This window comes from Desulfoprunum sp. (assembly GCF_053613775.1).
Genome location: NZ_JBSHXH010000008.1, coordinates 481,494 through 499,125 on the forward strand (window position 1 = coordinate 481,494; position 17,632 = coordinate 499,125).

Sequence of the window (17,632 nt, forward strand, 5' to 3'; positions counted from 1 at the left end):
CCATGCGCTATCTGCCCCATACCCCGGAAGAGATCCGGGAAATGCTGGCGGTGATCGGTCGTCCCGACCTGGACGAGCTGTTCACCTCGATTCCGGCCGGCTGCCGCTGCGACGGAGCGATTGGAGTCCCGGCGGCGATGACCGAGTGGCAGCTGGGCGACCTGATGGGCGACATCGCCGCGACGATGACGGTCGGTCCGGACCACTGCATGCTGGTCGGGGCCGGCAGGTACCATCACTATATTCCGGAAATCGTGCGATCCCTGGCCGGCCGCTCGGAATTCCTCACCTCCTACACCCCCTATCAACCGGAAATGGCCCAGGGCACCCTGCAGGGCATCTTCGAGTACCAGACCCTGACCGCCAGATTGCTCGGCCTCGACGTCGCCAACGCCTCCCTCTATGACGGCGCCTCGGCCCTGGCCGAAGGACTGCTGATGGGACTCAGGATCGTCAAGCGCAGCCGCCGGGTGGCGGTGTCGACCGCCGTTCACCCCCACTATCGCGAGGTGGTCAAATCCTACCTGCGGCCGACCGGCTACGAGATCATCGACCTGCCATGCGGCGCCGACGGCCGCACCGACCTCTCCCTCCTGCAGGGCGTCGACGGACTGGCGGCGGTGGCGCTCCAGTCCCCCAACTTCTTCGGTGTGGTCGAGGATCTGAAGCGGGTCGCCGAGCCCGTCCATGATGCCGGGGCGCTCTTGGTCGCCGCCTTCACCGAACCGCTGGCCTACGGGCTGTACCGCAACCCCGGCCAGGGCGGGGCCGATATCGCCTGCGGCGAGGGCCAGAGCCTCGGCCTGCCGGTGTCCTTCGGCGGGGCGGCGCTCGGCATGTTCGCCTGCCGCGGCGAGTTTGTCCGCAGCCTGCCGGGGCGGCTGGTCGGCGAGACCGTCGATCTCGAGGGCCGGCGCGGTTTCGTCCTCACCCTGTCGACCCGCGAGCAGCATATCCGCCGGGAGAAGGCGACCTCGAACATCTGCTCGAACCAGGGGCTATGCGCCCTGACCACCGCGATCTACATGGCCTCGCTCGGCGGCAGCGGCCTGCGGCAGCTGGCCCGGCTCAACTACGACCTGAGCGAATATCTCAAGGCCGGACTGGTCGGGGCCGGGGCCGAACTGGTGTTCAGCGGTCCGACCTTCAATGAGTTCGTCCTCCGTTTCGGCGGCGATTTCGCCGCGGTGCGGCGACGGCTGCAGGAGCGGGGGATCGTCGCCGGAATCGATCTCGGCGGCTCCTATCCGCAGCTTGCCGGCTGCTGGCTGTTCTGTGTCACCGAGAAGGCGACGAAAAAGGATCTGGACACGGTCATCAGCGAGGTGCGGCCATGAACGGGATCGTCGGGGCCAGCGGCCTGATACTCAATGAACCCCTGCTGTGGGAAAAGGGCAGCAAGGGGCGGCGGGGGATGAGCATGGTGGCGGCCGAGGTGCCGAGCGCGCCGGTCGATGCCGATCTCTGCGGTGAGGGGCCCGATTTCCCCGACCTCAGCGAGATCGACGTGGTGCGCCATTACACCCGGCTGTCGCAGTGGAACTTCGGCGTCGATTCCGGCATGTATCCTCTCGGTTCCTGCACGATGAAGTACAACCCCAAGCTCAACGACCGACTGGCGGCTACCCCGGAGATCGCCTGCGTCCACCCGATGCTCGAGGATGCCTGTTGCCAGGGGGTGCTGCGGATCATGTTCGAGCTCCAGGAATTCCTGGCGGCGATCACCGGCCTCGACGCCGTCTCGCTCCAGCCGTCGGCCGGGGCCCAGGGGGAGCTGGCGGGGATGCTGATCTTCGCCGCCTGGTTTCAAAGCCGCGGTGAGCGCCGGACCAGGATCCTGATCCCGGATACCGCCCATGGCACCAATCCGGCCAGTGCCGCCCTCTGCGGCTTCACCCCGGTGCCGCTCAAGTCCGGCGCCGACGGCCGCCTGGCGGTCGAGACGGTGGCGGCGGCGATGGACGGCGAGACCGCCGGCATCATGCTCACCAACCCCAACACCCTCGGCATCTTCGAGAGCAACATCGGTGCCATCGCCGCTGTCGTCCACGCCGGCGGCGGTCTGGTCTACGGCGACGGCGCCAACATGAACGCCATCATGGGCATCGCCGATGCGCGGAAATGCGGCATCGACGTGATGCACCTCAACCTCCACAAGACCTTCTCGACCCCCCATGGCGGCGGCGGGCCGGGGGCCGGTCCGGTCTGCGTGGTCAAGGCCCTGGAATCGTTTCTGCCGGCGCCGCGGGTGGTCAAAGACGAGGGCGGCTACCGTCTGGCCGCCGGCGGACCGGAGTCGATCGGCCGGCTCCATGCCTTCCACGGCAATTTCAGCGTCCTGGTGCGGGCCTGGAGCTATATCCGCAGCATGGGGCCGGAGGATCTGCGCCAGGCCAGCCGGCTGGCGGTGCTGAACGCCAATTATCTCAAGGCGCGGCTCAAGGGGACGCTGCATCTGCCCTACGACCAGCCGAGCCTGCACGAGTGCGTCTTCTCCGATCTGCTGCAGCACGGCGACGGGGTCACGACCCTCGATATCGCCAAACGCCTGATCGATTACGGCTATCATCCGCCGACGATCTATTTCCCGCTGGTGGTGCCCGGGGCGATCATGATCGAGCCCACCGAGACCGAATGCCGGGATGATCTCGACCAGTTCGTCGCGGCGCTGAAGGCCGTGGTCCAGGAGGCTCGGGACAACCCCGAGCTGCTGCGCCAGGCCCCGGTTCGCACCAAGCTCCGGCGGCTCGACGAGACCCGGGCCGCCCGCCATCCCTGCCTCCGCGGCTAGCAATGGCGATCCGGCTCTGCCGCCTGGGTCTGATCGACTATCGGACTGTCCGCGACCTGCAGCTGCGCCTGGTCGGCGACCTGCTGGCGGGACAGCGGGGCGATACCGTACTGGTGACCGAGCACCCGGCGGTGTTCACCCTCGGCCGGCGCGGCCGCCGTGACCACCTGCTGGTCTCCGAGGTCTTTCTCGCTGAGCGCGGGATCGAAGTGATCCATATCGAGCGGGGCGGCGACATCACCTACCATGGTCCGGGCCAGCTGGTCATCTATCCGGTGCTCGATCTCCGGCGGCTGCGCCGGTCGGTGACCGAACATGTTTCCATGCTTGAGGAGTTGATGCTGCGCCTGGCCGCCGATTGCGGCGTCACCGCCCGGCGCGACGGCCGTGGGCGCGGGATCTGGTGCGGCGGCGCCAAGCTCGGCAGCGTCGGCATCGCCGTCCGCCACGGTGTCGCCTACCACGGTCTGGCGCTCAACGTCGATCCTTCCCTCGTGCCTTTTACCTGGATCAATCCCTGCGGCCTGAGCGGGGTGCGGATGACCTCGCTGGCCAGGGAGTGCGGCAGGGATATTGCCATCGCCGCCGTGACGAGGACTCTGCCGCAACATCTGCAGGACCTGTTCGGCCAGCCGGTCGAATCGATCGATTGCGACCGACTGCCCTGGCGGGAGGCGGATTGATGAGTCCCTGCAGCCAGGACAGGTCCGGGGGCGGGAAACCGTTGTGGCTGAGGCGGAGGCTGCCCTCCGGGCCGGAATACGAACAGGTCCGGCAGCTGCTGCGCACCCGGGATCTCCATACCGTCTGCCAGGAGGCCCACTGTCCGAACCAGTTCGAGTGCTACGCCAGGGGCACCGCCACCTTCATGATCCTGGGCGATCGCTGCAGCCGCAGCTGTCGGTTCTGCGCCGTCCGCCACGAACCGCCGGGACCGCTCGATCCGGATGAACCGGAGCGGGTGGCCGAGGCGGTGGCGCTGCTCGACCTCCGCTATGCGGTGATCACCTCGGTGACCAGGGACGATCTTCCCGATGGCGGGGCCTCAGTCTTTGCCGCCACCATCGGGGCGATCAGGCGGAGGCGGCCGACAACCCTGGTCGAGGTGCTGATCCCGGATCTGCAGGGAGACCGGCGGGCCCTCGAGACCATCCTCGCGGCCGGCCCCCAGGTGCTGAACCACAACGTCGAGACGGTGCCCCGCCTCTATCCCCTGGTCCGGCCCCAGGCCCGCTACGCCCGTTCGCTCGAGGTGCTGGCGGCGGTGCAGCGTTCGAGGCCGCGGATGATCTGCAAATCCGGGCTGATGCTCGGCCTGGGAGAAACGGGGGTGGAACTGCGCCAGGTCTGGCGCGATCTGATCCGGGCCGGCTGCGACATCCTCACCATGGGCCAGTATCTCCAGCCGTCGCCCGCCAATCTGCCGGTCACCCGCTTCCTGCCGCCGGAAGAATTCGCCATGCTGCAGGACGAGGCCCTGGCCTGCGGCTTCGTCGGCGTCGCCGCCGGCCCCTTCGTTCGCAGTTCGTATCAGGCTGAAGCGCTCTACCGGCGAGTCCTGGCGCTTTTTTGAGGGGAAAGGCGAATCAGAAAGCCACAACTCAACCACTGGTGAACGATATGGAATCAACCACCCGGGATAACTGTGCATATCGACAATTGCCTGAACATCCATGGCTGCTTGTGACCCTGATGATTGCCCTGTGCTGCTTCTTTTCTCTGGTGCTGACCGGATGTTCCGGGAATGGTGAACAGGCGGCGGAAGGAGGGAGGATCAGGGCCTGTGGGCTGGTTACCCAGGCCGAGATGGAGACGATCTTCGGTCGGTCGTTGCAGATTCCCGAGGAAAAAATAAATGGAGAATCGGCAATATGTACCTACGTCAGTGCCGAGGGAACTGACGGGGCCGTAAAAGAGGCGATGGTTTCCGTCTCCCTGTTGGTGAGATCCCATGGTGATGCTGGTGCGGCAGATGCATATGAAAGGTATGTCACAGGCCTGAAAGAGAGTGCCGGCCTGGAGATGACCGAAGTTCAGGGTATCGGCGGGAAGGCTTGCTGGAACGAGGATGTCAGGCAGTTGACCGTGTTTACCGATCGTTACATGTTGCTGCTGTCGGCCGGTCCGGGCAAGCAGGGGACACTTGAGATCAGCCGCAGAATAATCGATACGGCATTGCCCCGTCTGCCGAAATAGAGAAAAGCCGAACATTGTTCCGGAAGCGGTACCGCTTTCAGCCGGGCTCAGCTGACTGATCCGCTTCACCCTTTATTTTTTTCCCGTCACCTTCAGCCCGAGGAGGGCGAGGAGGTAGGCCGCCGCAGCCAGGAGGATGATCACCGGCCCGCTCGGCAGGTCGAGGCTGTAGCTGGCCCCCAGTCCAACAACGATGAAGATGCTGCAGAGCAGGGTTGCCAGCACCATCATCTGCAGGATATTGCGGGCGAAATTGCCGGCGATGGCCGCCGGCAGGGTCAGCAGGGCGATGACCATGACGATGCCGACGACCCGGACCAGCAGGACGATGGTCATCGCCACCAGGCAGAGCAGCAGCAGGTACAGCCAATGGGTCCGGATGCCGCGCAGCTGGGCGTATTCCTCGTCGAAGCAGATGGCGAGAAAGGTGTTGTAGAAGAAGCCGATGATGCCGAGAACCAGGACGTCGAGGGCGAGAACGAAGAAAAAATCGGTCCGGGTGATGAGCAGGATATTGCCGAAAAGGTAGCTCATCGGGTCGCTGTAGCCCGGGGTCTTGGCGATGAACAGCAGGCCGGCGGCCATGCCGACCGACCACAGGGCGCCGATGACGCTGTCCTCACGCTGCTTGGCGTGCATGCTGACCATCGCCAGGATCAGGGAGGCCATGAGGGCGACGACGACGGCCCCGTGCAGCGGGCCGAACCAACTGACGCCGAGGGCGTTCTGGAGGTAGAGCCCGGCCCCGACCCCGCCGAGGATGCAGTGGGAGATGGCGCCGGCGATGTAGCTGATCCGGCGGACCACGACGTAGGTGCCGATCACGCCGAAGGGGATCGAGGCGAAGATCCCGGTGAGCACGGCGTAGCGGAAGAAGGGAAGGCTGGGGTCGGCCAGAGCCGCCAGAAACTCAGTCATGGCGGTGGCCCTCCTCGCTGCAGCGGTGGTCGTGCCTGATCATCTGGAGATCGCCGCCGTACATCTCCTGGATCAGTTTGCCGGTCAATTGGCTGGTGGGGTGGACCACCACCTGGCGGTTGACGCAGGCGATGCGCTTGAAGAAACTCGAGGCGAAACCGACCTCGTGGGTCACCATCAGGATGGTCATCCGCTCGTTGAGCCCCCTGAGCAGGTCGAGGAACTGGAGTTCCGATTCATGGTCGATGTTGGCGGTCGGTTCGTCGAGGATCAGGATATCGCCGCCGGAGGCCAGGGCCCGGGCGATGAGGGTCCGCTGCCGTTGGCCGCCGGAGATCGAGGCGAAGGGCCGCACCGCCAGATCGGTGAGCCCGGTCTGACCGAGGGCGGCCATGGCCCGGTCACGGTCCTGCGGCGAGTAGCTGTTGCGCAGGGTTCCCCCCAGCCTTCCCATCAGCACCACGTCCAGCACCGAGATCGGAAACTGCGGGTCATACTTGGCGTACTGCGGCACATAGCCGATGCGCTGGCGCGCTGCCTCCGGACGCTGGCCGAAGACGCGGATGGTGCCGCGATCCGGGGAGAGGAGACCGAGGATCAGCTTGATCAGCGTGGTCTTGCCGCCGCCGTTGGGGCCGACGATGCAGATCGAGTCTCCCCGCCAGATATCGAGGCGGACGTTGCAGAGGATCTGGATATCGTCGTAGCCGAAGGACAGGTCCCGGATCTCGATGGCGGCGGTCTCGTCGTTCATGGCCGGGCCTGGCTGTCATGGCTGAGTGCGGTTGCGATCCGGGCCGCCATGGTCCGGAGGTTGGCGGCGACATCCTCGGCGAGGGGGTCGAGCGGTTCGACCACCCCGTCGATGGCTCGAGCCACGGCGGCGGCGCTCCTGCTGTCGAACTGCGGCTGGACGAAGATGATCCGCACCCGGTCCTGCCTGGCCCTGGCGATCAGGGCCGACAGCTGCTTCGGGGTCGGTGATTTGCCGGATACTTCCACTGCTGCCTGGCGCAGCCCGTATTCCTTGGCGAAATAGCCGAAGGAGGGGTGAAAGACATAGAACGAGGTGCCTCTGAACGGCGCCAGTTCCAGAGAAAGCTCGTGATGGAGCTGCTGCAGCGTGGCGACGGTCTGCTTCAGGTTCTCCCGGTAGATGGCGGCATGGTCGGGATCGGCGTCGCTCATCGCCTTGGCCATGATCTCCGCCATCCGGCTCAGGTTTGGGGGCGACAGCCAGACATGGGGGTCGACCCCATCGTAATGGCGGTCGCCATGGTCGGCCTCGCTATCCGGCCCATGTTCACCGATCGTGATCCTGCCGATCGAGGTCGTCGTATCGATCAGCGTCAGGCCGGCGACGGCGGCATCGAGTCTCCGGGTGATCTGCTGCTCGAACTCCATGCCGATGGTGAAATAGATCTTCGAGCGGGAGATGGCTGCAATCTGCCTCGGCGTCGGTTCGAAGGTGTGGGGATCCTGGCCCCTGGCGACCAGGACAGTCGTGATCACATGGTCGCCGCCGATCTGGTCGCTCAACCATTTCTGGGGCGGGATCGAGACGGAGACCTGAAGCGGGGCCGTCATCGCCGTCGAGGTCAGGGCGAGCAGGAAGGCCAGGACCAGAAATCCGGTTCGCAGCTGCGGTGTTGTCATGCCGTCTCCTGTCTACTGCAGATCGTTTCGATGACCGTCATTGCAGACGAAATGCACGGCATGACACTCGTGGCATCGCTCCAGGGTATGCATAGTGAGAAAATGTTCCCAGTGCCGGCGCTGTTGATCGTTGAGGATCCCGGTACCCTGGCACAGCGGGCAGTCCCGATCGAGGGCGGCGAGGAGCGCCCGCCGGATGAACTCGGACTTGTTGGTGATACTGTCAAGTCGATTGGCCAGGTCGGCGTCGGCCTTGAAGGTAAAGGTGCGTTCTTTGGTGTTGCCCATACCGGTTCTCCTCGGAGTGGATGATCTCGGTATTACCAAGTAATACAGGAGGGGAGAAAAAGCAAGCGGGGAGGCGTGTCGGACCGGGTATTTGCCCGGCTTCACCTCCAGTCTGAAACCACTGCCTTGGTTGCAGTGGCTCGACAAAAAGATGCCCTGATGCACTCTGGAGCATCAGGGCATGGCCAATTCCGACACGGTGCAGCAAGACGGATCTCTGCCTGCCGGCACGGCGGTGAAAAGCTATTCCTCGATGACGAAATCATCCCGGCGGTTCTCGGCCCACGATGCCTCACCCCTGGTGGGGAAGAGCGGCCGTTCCTCGCCGTAGCTCTCGGTCCTCAGGCGAGATGCATCGACGCCCAGCTGCACGAGATACTCCCTGGCGCTCTGTGCCCGTCTTTCGCCCAGGGCGAGGTTGTACTCGCTCGTCCCCCGTTCGTCGCAGTTGCCTTCGACAACCACTTTCACCTCGGGATGGTCGAGCATGTACCTGGCGTTCTTCTGGAGGCGTTCCCCCTGTTCGGCACTGATGGTGAACTGGTCAAAATCGAAATAGATCGGCAGCAGCGGCTTGGTTGACCGGCCGTACATCTTCTTGTATTCGTCGTCCTGGTTCCCCATCAGGCTGAAATCGTCCTTGCCGGCATTGTCGAGCAGGTCGTTCTCGGACAGCCCCTCCATTTCCGTGCTCGCCTGGCCGCCGGTGCCGATGCCCTGGGCCTCCGGTTTGGTGGCCGGAGGATGTGTGCCTTTCTTGCACGAAGTGATCACGCTGACGGAGAGGATGAGACAGAAGGCCAGGCAGATGGTGCGTAGAATGGTGTTCATGGCGGCTCACTGATTGGATTTGATGAGTCTCGGTGTCCAGAAGATCACACCCTGTTCGTCGTACTCGTCGAGAAACTGCTCGCCGCTCCATTCCTTGACCTGGTCGAGGTAGCCGTTGCGCATGACCTTGAAACTGACCCGGTCCCCGGAATCCATTTCATCCCCTGCAATCAGGCTGACCCCGGCGAAGGGCGTCTGGCCGAGATAGATCCAGGGGGACGGCTGGTCGGTCTTCAGCTTGTCGATCTTGTATACCAGGAAGGACCCTTCCGGTTCGCTGTGGATCTTGAGGTTGATGTACCCCCGGGAACTGCACCCCCCGAGCAGCAGCAGGGAGAGCAGCAGGCAGGCGAGAAGGACGGGAACGGGGAATGAGGTGGTCGTTCGCATGCGGTCGGTATCCTTTGCGGTGATCATTGCTGTTCAAGTTCAACCGTGATGTCGACGGCATTGGCCTTGGCCTCCGCCTCCGATCGATGCCGGTGGTTGATCCAGATCGTCGATATCTTGTCGATAAAGCCGTTTTTTCGGAGCTGCAGGGTGACCTGTTCGGCGGTGCCTTCCTCGCCTTTCCAGACGACTCGGGCCGGAGTCGTGCCGATCTGGGAATTGTCGCGGAGGTTGACGATCGCCGCCCCCTCGGGTTCGCTGGTGATATTGGCGGCGCCGTACATCGTTCGGGAACAGCCGGTCAGGGCGAGGAGGGCGACACAGATCCCGGTCGGGATGATGGCTCGCCGAATCTGATGAAAGAGGATTCGCATGGGGTACTCCTGTAGAAGTGTTTATCTGATAAAAGGGTATACGCTGGATTTTGAAAGATCAACCGAGAAACGCAACCGACGGAATTTGACCGCCGTCACCATCTCTCCGGCGGCCGTCGTTCCGGTTCGTTGATCCGTCCATCATCGGTCACGCTGGAAGAAGAGGGAAAGGAAGTACAGATAGAACGATATGGTGATCAATGCGGCGATCAGGCTGGTTTTCCCCAGCGGCGCCATGATCCCGAGCGTGATCCAATGCATGCCGATGATCGACAGCGAATTGACCCGCAGCGGGAAATCGTTCCAGCGGATCAAAACGAGCATACCGCTCAGACTCCAGCCATAGAGGGCGAGGTAGCTGTGGCTGTTCAGCAGCAAGCGGCCCCAGGTGGCAAAGGGATCGGGAAAGTGGGCCAGGACGATGTAGAGGACACCGGTAATGCCGGTGAAGAGCAGAAAAACCATGCCGGAAAGGAGGAAGTGTTTCTGCTGCACCGGCCGGCCGTAACGGAGAAAGAAGACCAGCATCAGGGCGACGACGGCAAAGAGCGCGGTAGCGATGGCGAATTTGGCGATCGCCATCGACTTGAGGATGAAGACGAAAAACAATACCACGCCCAGGGTGATGAACCAGAAGAAAAAGTTCAACAGCATCCTCGGTAACGGCTCCGCGGCCTCTTCGACAAAGGAGAACATCACCGACATCGACAACAGCGACAGGGGGAAGGAGTAGCCGAGAAAGAAGAGGTTGAGGGTCAGGTTCTTGTTGGCGATCCAATGCAGGGCGTCATTGTTGACCCCGACGAAGGCGGCGATGACCAGGGCGATGGAGAGGCAGAGGATCGAGGCGTGGTGGAATTTGTCGACGATCGGGGTCCGGGTGGAGAGGAGGTCGACCGGGACGAAGGGGAACTTCTGGACCCGGATCGATTCGACCACGAACGCCAGGATAACCGAGATGATAGCCGCCGGCAGGTAGATCTCGAAGAAGGCGAAAACGGCGTAGAGGAGACTGAGGACGAAGAACCCGTAAGCCCTCGGGGAGGGCTGGGCCGTGTTTTCGGTGTGGTACATGACGACAAAGCCGCCACCGCAGAGGTTGAAGAGGAAGATGTGCAGTCGTTCGAAATTGCGGTTGGAGATCAGGTCGGCAAACCCGAAGACGAAGGCGGCAACCAAGACCGCCAGCAGGGTGAGTCGAAGCCGACGTTCCTTGAAGAACTGGGGATGTACTGGTTCGTGAAGAATCATGACGATATCATACCCGGCCTTTCGCCCAAGTCCACCCCTTTTCCGTCGAGGATCCGGCCGGGGGCCTGCGGGGCGTGCGGGGATAGACCCGGCGTTTCTTGACTATCCTCCGAAAACGATTTAGGGTCCGTCAAAAATTAACCTGAACATTTTATGCCGATTGTATAGTTCCATTCGCCGTGGAACGAAGCTTTTGTCAGGTTGACCGTTTCCAGTTCCTCATCACTAATGCGAATGCCTTTTGGATAAAGGTTGGTGTCCAACTCGGCATTAATGGTCAACCCGCTTTGGGTCGTTGTGCTACCAATCAGATTGACGATGACTTCGTGGCTGATCAATGGTCTGCCCCGCCAGTTCATGCTGATGTGGCTGAACATGCGATGTTCGATCTTATTCCATTTGCTCGTGCCCGGAGGGAAGTGGCAGACCGAAATGCGTAACCCGGTCTCGTTTGCGAATCTTTGCAGTGCCACCTTCCACAGGCGAACCCGATAGCCGTTACTCCCTCCACCATCAGCGGTAATCAAGAGTTCGGCAGCGTCCGGATAGCGCAGCCGCCCCATCTTGTTCCACCAGCGACGGATGCTTTCCACTGCAAATTCGGAAGTGTCGTGATCCGTGCCGACACTGACCCAGCCGACATCGGCATGTTGATCGTACACCCCGTAAGGGTTCGCCTTGCCCAGTTTCGGATCAGGAAAATCATGCCCTTGTACCTGCTCCGGTTCACCCTTCGGTTGCCATTCCTGGCCCCCGTTCGTGAACTCGCCCACCAATTCCTTCTTCTTCGTATCCACCGAAATGACGGGTTGTTTTCGCTGTTGAAAGACAACCGCCTGCTCATTGATGTAGGCGAACTGCTGGTCTCGATCAGGGTGATTTGCCGAGCCTTCTTTGGTCTTTCGTTTCGCGCAACTCGACAAGGTCTTTTAGCCCTTGATGAATTGTCGTGCGTGACAGCCCTGTCGCCCGTGCAACGAGTGAGATTCCGCTACGACCCAGTACTTGGGCTTCGGCTGCAGCCCAAAGCCGACGAGTTTGTTCGTCAAAGAGAGGCGCAAGTAAATCCAGCTTTTCGCGTACCGATGTTTCTGTGTGAATATCCATCTCCACAGCATAACCGTCAATCCGTGTTTGTTCAAGTTATATGTGGACAGACACTTAGGCTGCCGCGCTACGCCGAAGTGGACAGCGAACTGATTTTCCGTCTGGCCGACCGCTTCGCGCCCGAAGGCCCCATCGACCAGGAGGGCCTGAAGAAGGCGCTCGCTCTCTGTCGCGGCCAGATGAGCGCCGTGCTGGCCTCACGCCTCGACCCCGGCACCATCACCGTACTCAAGGGCAACAAGCCACTTTGCCTGCGCATCCACCGCCAGCACCGGGTGGTGCTTTACGCCTCGGACGACGCCTTTATCGACTTTGCCGTGGACAACGAGAAGGGCTGGCGCGAGCTGGAGGTGCCGCCCATGACCATGCTCACCATCCGCCACGAGGATGTGCGGGCCATCGAAAACAGCGAATTCCGCTTCATACCCCAGGAGCGCAAAGGGACATTGCCCGAAGGAGTGAATGCATGAACATTGGAGACACCGTAAAGCTGAACACAAACCCGGAAGACAGTCCCGAGACCAACCTCCGGCTCTTCGTCTATGGCACCCTGAAACGTGGCTACTGGAACCATCAACGTTTCTGCGCCCAGGCTCGCAGCATCGAACCGGCCGTGGTCTGGGGCAGGCTCTACCATCTCCACGCCGGGTTCCCGGCCCTCGAGGTGCCGGAAGGGCTGATCCTGGCCAGAGGCACCGCCGATCCACTAGCCGACGCCCGCAGGCAGCAGGAGATCGGCACACCACGCTTCGGCCGACCGACCGGCGACCGGGATCTGATCCATGGGGAACTGGTGACCTTCACCGACCCGCAGCGGGATCTGCCACCCATCGACCGGCTGGAAGGCTTTCGGCCCGGCGGGCACAGCATGTACCAGCGGGTGATGGTGGCGGTGCTGTGCGGGCGCACTTCGATTCCTGCCTGGATCTACTGGATGCCCCGTGTTGAAAACGGCACCCGGCATGACACCGGCGTCTGGCATCGAACGTGATAGAAAATAATCGGCTCGAATCGGTAAAGATCGTTTGACATAGCACATAGAGTCTTTGTTTATCGATGAAGTTTTTTAACCTGGGAGAGGTGCGTCCAGTCTCTCCCGTTTCGCCTCTGGCGGACGTGGCAAACAACCAAAACGCCCGTGGAGCAAGAGAATGAACGAGATGGAAGACCGCTGGTTATCAATAACCGAGATTTGCAAGTACCTCGGGGTCAGCAACGACACCGTTTACAAGTGGATCGACAAACATGGTATGCCCGCCCACCGCATGGGTCGTCTTTGGAAGTTCAAGAAAGATGAAGTGGACGCGTGGGTCAAGGCTGGCGGCGCGGCCGAGCCTGCGGACAAAATCGCCGGGAGCGATTTTGGACGTCCGAAGGACGCCCGAAGGGTGAGCGCCACGGATGGCGCGAATCAAACCGACAAGAAGCGCAAGGAGTAATAACGGGCTATGAACCATGTGATCCATAACAGCATCGTGAATTTTATCTGGGGTATCGCCGACGATGTGTTGCGCGATGTCTATGTGCGCGGCAAGTACCGTGATGTGATCCTGCCGATGACGGTCATCCGCCGTCTCGACGCGCTCTTGGAGCCGAGCAAGTAAAAGGTGCTCGGCATGAAAAAGCAGCTCGACTGGGCCGGGATCGCCAACCACAACATGCCGCGCTCTGCCAGGCCGCAGGCGAGGCCTTTTATAACGTCTCGCCATTTACCCTGCGCGACCTGAAGAACCGCGCCAAGCAGCAACAGCTCAAGGCCGATTTCGAAGCTTATCTGGACGGCTTTTCACCCAACGTCCAGGAGATCCTCGACAAGTTCAAGTTCCGCAACCAGATCCCTACGTTGATCGAGGCCGACATCCTCGGCCATCTGATTGAGAAGTTTCTCGACGGCCGCGTCAATCTCAGCCCCAAGCCTGTTCAGGACGTGGACGGCAACGAGCTTCTCCCGGCGCTCGACAACCACTCCATGGGCACCATTTTCGAGGAGCTGATCCGTCGCTTCAACGAGGAGAACAACGAAGAAGCCGGAGAGCACTTCACGCCCCGCGATGTGGTCAAGCTCATGGCCGACCTGATCTTCCTGCCGGTGGCCGACGATATCGAATCCGGCACCTATCTTGTTTACGACGGGGCTTGCGGCACCGGTGGCATGCTGACCGTGGCGGAGGAACGTCTGTCCGAGCTGGCCCAGAGTCACTGCAAGGATGTCTCCATCCATCTTTTCGGTCAGGAAGTGCAGCCGGAAACCTACGCCATCTCCAAGGCCGACCTGCTGCTCAAAGGCGAAGGGGCCGAGGCCGAGAACATGAAGTACGGTTCCACGCTCTCCAGCGATGCCTTCCCGTCGCAGGAGTTCGACTTCATGCTCTCCAATCCGCCTTACGGCAAGAGCTGGAAAACCGACCTGGAGCGACTGGGCGGTAAAGGTGATATCAAGGACCCGCGCTTTGTCACCCAGCACGGTGGCGACCCGGAATACAAGATGATCACCCGCTCCTCGGACGGGCAGCTCATGTTCCTGGTCAACAAGCTCTCCAAGATGAAGCACACCACCCGCCTCGGCAGCCGCATCGCCGAAGTCCACAACGGCTCGTCGCTTTTCACCGGCGACGCCGGTCAGGGCGAGAGCAACATCCGCCGCTGGATCATCGAAAACGACTGGCTGGAGGCCATCATCGCCCTGCCGGAGAACACGTTCTACAACACCGGCATCGCCACCTACATCTGGGTGCTGACCAACCGCAAGTCTGATACGCGCCGGGGCAAGGTCCAGCTCATCGACGCCACCGAATGGTACGTGCCGCTGCGCCGCAACCTCGGCAAGAAGAACTGCCAGTTCTCCGAGGAACATATCCGCGCCATCTGCGACCTGGTGGTGAATCCGGTCGAAACCGAGAAATCCAAGATCTTCCCCAACGAGGCATTTGGCTATTGGAAGGTGACGGTGGATCGTCCGCTGCGCCTCGCCGTCGACCTGAGCCCGGCCCGGCTGGAACGGTTCGAGCGGGCCTGCGCCAAGGCCAAGGAAGAGCCGCTGGCCAACCTGGCCCGCCGCGTGGCCGAGACGCTTGGAACCGGGCCGCACCTGGATTTCAACGCCTTCATGGACGCCGTCGAGGCCGATGCCGACAAGCACGGTGTCAAGCTCACCGCCAAGCGCAAGAAAGTGCTGCAAGGCGAACTCTGCGACACCAGCGAGGACGCCGCGCCGGTGCTGAAGAAGGTCCACAAGCCCGGCAAGGCCACGCCCGATCCCATCCACGGCCTGTTCGAGGCCGAGGTGGGCGGCAAGACCTGCGTGGTCGAATACGAGCCGGATACCGCCCTGCGCGACAGCGAGCAGGTGCCGCTGCTGGAAGAAGGCGGCATCGAGGCGTTCTTCCGGCGCGAGGTGCTGCCCTACACCCCGGACGCATGGATCGATCCGGGCAAAACGCTGGTGGGCTACGAGATCTCCTTCACCCGCCATTTCTACCGGCCCGCGTCCATGCGCACCCTCGATGACATCAAGGCCGACATCTATGCCCTGGAGCAGGAAACCGAAGGGCTTTTGGAACAGATTGTCGGGGAGGCTGAGTGATGAAGCTGGCTCCTTATCCAGAATACAAGGACGCGGGAGTGAGCTGGGTCGGGAGCATTCCCGCACATTGGCCTGAGAAACGGGCAAAGTATTACTTCAAAGAGATTGATGAGCGCTCCCAGACAGGCGACGAAGAAATGCTCTCGGTGTCGCACATCACGGGAGTGACTCCCCGCAGCCAGAAGAACGTGACCATGTTCAAGGCCGAGTCGAATGTCGGCCATAAGCGCTGCCAAACAGGCGATCTGGTCATCAATACGATGTGGGCCTGGATGTCTGCTTTGTGCTTCTCGAACCACGACGGAATTGTGAGTCCCGCTTATGGCGTTTACCGGCCAAGAAGCAATCAGGACTACGATAACTACTATCTCGATCACCTGCTGCGGATTGAAGGGTATCGGTCGGAATACATTTTCCGGTCAACGGGCATTCGCTCTTCCCGGCTCAGGCTCTATTCCGATAAATTTCTGAGCATGCCGGTGGTCTGCCCTCCGCAGGAAGAGCAGCAGACCATCGCACGATTCCTGAAGGCGCAAGACCGCTTGTTCCGCAAGTTCATCCGCAACAAACGGCGGCTCATCGAACTGCTCAAGGAGCAGAAGCGGAACGTCATCAACCAGGCCGTGACCCGAGGGCTTGATCCCAAGGTCAAGTTCAAGCCCAGCGGCGTGGAATGGATCGGAGATATTCCGGAGCATTGGGAGGTTCGCCGACTCAAGTTCTTGTGCCACAACTTGAATGAGCAAACTTCCGAAAAACAGGCAGGCGAGACGTATATAGCTCTTGAACACGTAGAAAGCTGAACCGGCAGGATTTCACTACCTGATGACGAGATCACCTTTGATAGTCAGGTGAAGCGTTTTCAGCCCAGTGATGTTTTATTCGGAAAGCTACGCCCGTATCTGGCGAAGGTAACACGGCCAAAGACAGCTGGAGTTTGTGTAGGCGAGTTTCTGGTTTTGCGAGCGACCGGAGATGTATCGCCTGATTTCCTTGAACAAAATCTTCGTTCAAAACGCGTAATTGATCTGATTAATAGCTCAACATTTGGGGCAAAAATGCCCCGAGCTGATTGGACATTTATAGGCAATCTTAAGTTTGCGTATCCACCTGTGAACGAGCAGCAAGAAATTCTTGAACACATCCAGGAAAAATCGGCAGAGATCGACCAGGCCATCACCCGCGCTCAGCACGAGATCGAACTGATGCGAGAATATCGCACCCGGCTGATTCCCGATGTGGTCACCGGCCAAGTGGATGTACGTGGCATCGAGGTGCCGGAGGTCGCCGAGGACGAACTGCTGGCGCTGGAAGATGACACCGCCGATGCCGATGCCGATGACGTGATCGATGACGAGGGGGACATGGATGAAACCGACTGACAACAGCAAGCCGGAGAAAAAAATCATCATCATCGCCGGTCCCAACGGCGCTGGGGAAACCACCTTTGCCGAAGAGTTTCTGCCGAAGGAGGCCGGGTGTTCAACCTTTGTTAACGCCGATCTCATCGCCGCCGGAATTGCCCCGTTCGAGCCGGAACGGGCGGCCTTTCGCGCCGGGCGGCTGATGCTGGAAGAAATTTACAGCAACGCCAGGCGGGGCCAGAGTTTCGCCTTCGAGACCACCTTGAGCGGCCGGGGCTATGCCGGACTGATCCCCGGCTGGCGAGCGGAGGGCTACATCGTCAAGCTGTTCTTCCTTCGCCTGGCGTCGCCGGAACTGGCCATTGCCCGGGTCCGGCAACGCGTGCGCGAAGGCGGCCACAACATTCCCGAGCCGGTCATTCGGCGGCGTTTCGCGTCCGGGCTGCGCAATCTCGAAAACCTCTACAAACCGCTGGTCGATGAATGGGCGCTTTATGACAATTCCGGCAGCGAGCCCATTCTCATAGAAGAAGGAGTGAACACATGAGCGATAAAACCATGGCTTCCGGCAACGAACCGAAAAAACGCGATCCAGATTTGGCGGCGGCGGAAATCGCCATGAAACGGGCGGCGGCGAAAGCCCGGCAGCGGGCAAAACAGGTAGGCGCTGGCGTTGTCGTGTGGAAGGATGGCCACGTCGTCGAGGAGCGGCAGAATACCTTGGCTGGCGAGTGATTCCGTAACCGGGATGACGGACAGGGTGAACAGGAAAAACTCGCGCCACCGGTGCGAGAATTCTCCAACCACTGTCTGGAGAAATCGGTAAGGACAAAAAATGAGTATCGGGGCGCTGATATGAAAACGGATACCACGGAGCCGCCTG

At 61.3% G+C, this 17,632-nt stretch carries 16 protein-coding genes and 5 pseudogenes; 12 read left to right on the forward strand and 9 right to left on the reverse strand.

The window, feature by feature from the left end; translation table 11 throughout:
- Positions 1-2: 2 nt before the first annotated feature.
- Genes gcvPA through ACWGKN_RS16990 form a run of 5 tightly spaced genes read left to right on the forward strand, consistent with a single transcriptional unit; the run spans position 3 to position 4,987 of the window.
- Complete coding sequence (gene gcvPA / locus ACWGKN_RS16970; protein ID WP_035228164.1) at positions 3-1,337, forward strand: aminomethyl-transferring glycine dehydrogenase subunit GcvPA; 1,335 nt, start codon at positions 3-5, stop codon at positions 1,335-1,337.
- Positions 1,334-2,791 (forward strand): aminomethyl-transferring glycine dehydrogenase subunit GcvPB, encoded by a 1,458-nt coding sequence (gene gcvPB, locus ACWGKN_RS16975; protein WP_035228162.1) that lies wholly within the window; start codon positions 1,334-1,336, stop codon positions 2,789-2,791. The genes gcvPA and gcvPB overlap by 4 nt, the downstream gene beginning before the upstream one ends.
- Before the next feature lie 2 nt (positions 2,792-2,793).
- The gene (gene lipB, locus ACWGKN_RS16980) at positions 2,794-3,474 is read left to right on the forward strand and encodes a lipoyl(octanoyl) transferase LipB (protein WP_035228160.1); all 681 of its coding nucleotides are present in this window, start codon (positions 2,794-2,796) and stop codon (positions 3,472-3,474) included.
- Positions 3,474-4,364: a lipoyl synthase gene (gene lipA / locus ACWGKN_RS16985; RefSeq protein WP_035228157.1), complete on the forward strand. Its 891-nt coding sequence runs from the start codon at positions 3,474-3,476 to the stop codon at positions 4,362-4,364. Before lipB ends, lipA begins: the two co-directional genes overlap by 1 nt.
- Before the next feature lie 47 nt (positions 4,365-4,411).
- Positions 4,412-4,987, forward strand: a complete 576-nt coding sequence (locus ACWGKN_RS16990) for a hypothetical protein (protein ID WP_424252667.1) — start codon at positions 4,412-4,414, stop codon at positions 4,985-4,987.
- Positions 4,988-5,059: 72 nt separating this feature from the next.
- Here ACWGKN_RS16990 and ACWGKN_RS16995 read toward each other — a convergent pair whose 3' ends face one another.
- From ACWGKN_RS16995 to ACWGKN_RS17035, 9 genes and pseudogenes are all read right to left on the reverse strand, one after another.
- Positions 5,060-5,905, reverse strand: a complete 846-nt coding sequence (locus ACWGKN_RS16995) for a metal ABC transporter permease (protein ID WP_035228152.1) — start codon at positions 5,903-5,905, stop codon at positions 5,060-5,062.
- Positions 5,898-6,659, reverse strand: a complete 762-nt coding sequence (locus ACWGKN_RS17000; protein WP_035228148.1) for a metal ABC transporter ATP-binding protein — start codon at positions 6,657-6,659, stop codon at positions 5,898-5,900. Before ACWGKN_RS17000 ends, ACWGKN_RS16995 begins: the two co-directional genes overlap by 8 nt.
- Entirely contained in the window at positions 6,656-7,561 is a 906-nt protein-coding gene (locus ACWGKN_RS17005) for a metal ABC transporter solute-binding protein, Zn/Mn family (RefSeq protein WP_035228146.1), read from the reverse strand. The genes ACWGKN_RS17000 and ACWGKN_RS17005 overlap by 4 nt, the downstream gene beginning before the upstream one ends.
- Positions 7,562-7,573: 12 nt before the next feature.
- Positions 7,574-7,849, reverse strand: a complete 276-nt coding sequence (locus ACWGKN_RS17010; RefSeq protein WP_035228144.1) for a ribbon-helix-helix domain-containing protein — start codon at positions 7,847-7,849, stop codon at positions 7,574-7,576.
- A gap of 243 nt (positions 7,850-8,092) precedes the next feature.
- A complete protein-coding gene (gene pal / locus ACWGKN_RS17015; protein WP_052159800.1) occupies positions 8,093-8,680 on the reverse strand; it encodes a peptidoglycan-associated lipoprotein Pal in 588 nt (195 codons plus the stop codon).
- A 6-nt stretch (positions 8,681-8,686) separates the two neighbouring features.
- Complete coding sequence (locus ACWGKN_RS17020; protein ID WP_424252669.1) at positions 8,687-9,070, reverse strand: hypothetical protein; 384 nt, start codon at positions 9,068-9,070, stop codon at positions 8,687-8,689.
- Between the two features lie 23 nt (positions 9,071-9,093).
- A complete protein-coding gene (locus tag ACWGKN_RS17025; RefSeq protein ID WP_035228141.1) occupies positions 9,094-9,444 on the reverse strand; it encodes a hypothetical protein in 351 nt (116 codons plus the stop codon).
- Between the two features lie 141 nt (positions 9,445-9,585).
- On the reverse strand, positions 9,586-10,695 hold the full coding sequence (locus ACWGKN_RS17030) for a hypothetical protein (protein WP_052159799.1): 1,110 nt from the start codon (positions 10,693-10,695) through the stop codon (positions 9,586-9,588).
- A gap of 137 nt (positions 10,696-10,832) precedes the next feature.
- Positions 10,833-11,802: pseudogene (locus ACWGKN_RS17035) on the reverse strand (ISAzo13 family transposase).
- Positions 11,803-11,855: 53 nt separating this feature from the next.
- Between ACWGKN_RS17035 and ACWGKN_RS17040 the strand changes: the two are divergent.
- The 7 genes and pseudogenes from ACWGKN_RS17040 to ACWGKN_RS17070 all read left to right on the forward strand — a co-directional run.
- Positions 11,856-12,272 (forward strand): annotated as a pseudogene (locus ACWGKN_RS17040) (glucosamine 6-phosphate synthetase); the annotation flags it as partial.
- On the forward strand, positions 12,269-12,793 hold the full coding sequence (locus tag ACWGKN_RS17045) for a gamma-glutamylcyclotransferase family protein (RefSeq protein WP_452095677.1): 525 nt from the start codon (positions 12,269-12,271) through the stop codon (positions 12,791-12,793). The pseudogene ACWGKN_RS17040 and the gene ACWGKN_RS17045, both read left to right, overlap by 4 nt.
- A gap of 160 nt (positions 12,794-12,953) precedes the next feature.
- Positions 12,954-13,136: pseudogene (locus ACWGKN_RS17050) on the forward strand (helix-turn-helix domain-containing protein); the annotation flags it as partial.
- Between the two features lie 114 nt (positions 13,137-13,250).
- Positions 13,251-15,385, forward strand: a pseudogene (locus tag ACWGKN_RS17055) (type I restriction-modification system subunit M).
- Positions 15,382-16,767: pseudogene (locus tag ACWGKN_RS17060) on the forward strand (restriction endonuclease subunit S). Before ACWGKN_RS17055 ends, ACWGKN_RS17060 begins: the two co-directional pseudogenes overlap by 4 nt.
- The gene (locus ACWGKN_RS17065; RefSeq protein WP_035233548.1) at positions 16,754-17,296 is read left to right on the forward strand and encodes a zeta toxin family protein; all 543 of its coding nucleotides are present in this window, start codon (positions 16,754-16,756) and stop codon (positions 17,294-17,296) included. Before ACWGKN_RS17060 ends, ACWGKN_RS17065 begins: the two are co-directional and overlap by 14 nt.
- A complete protein-coding gene (locus ACWGKN_RS17070; RefSeq protein WP_035233549.1) occupies positions 17,293-17,484 on the forward strand; it encodes a hypothetical protein in 192 nt (63 codons plus the stop codon). Before ACWGKN_RS17065 ends, ACWGKN_RS17070 begins: the two co-directional genes overlap by 4 nt.
- The last annotated feature ends 148 nt before the right edge of the window (positions 17,485-17,632 follow it).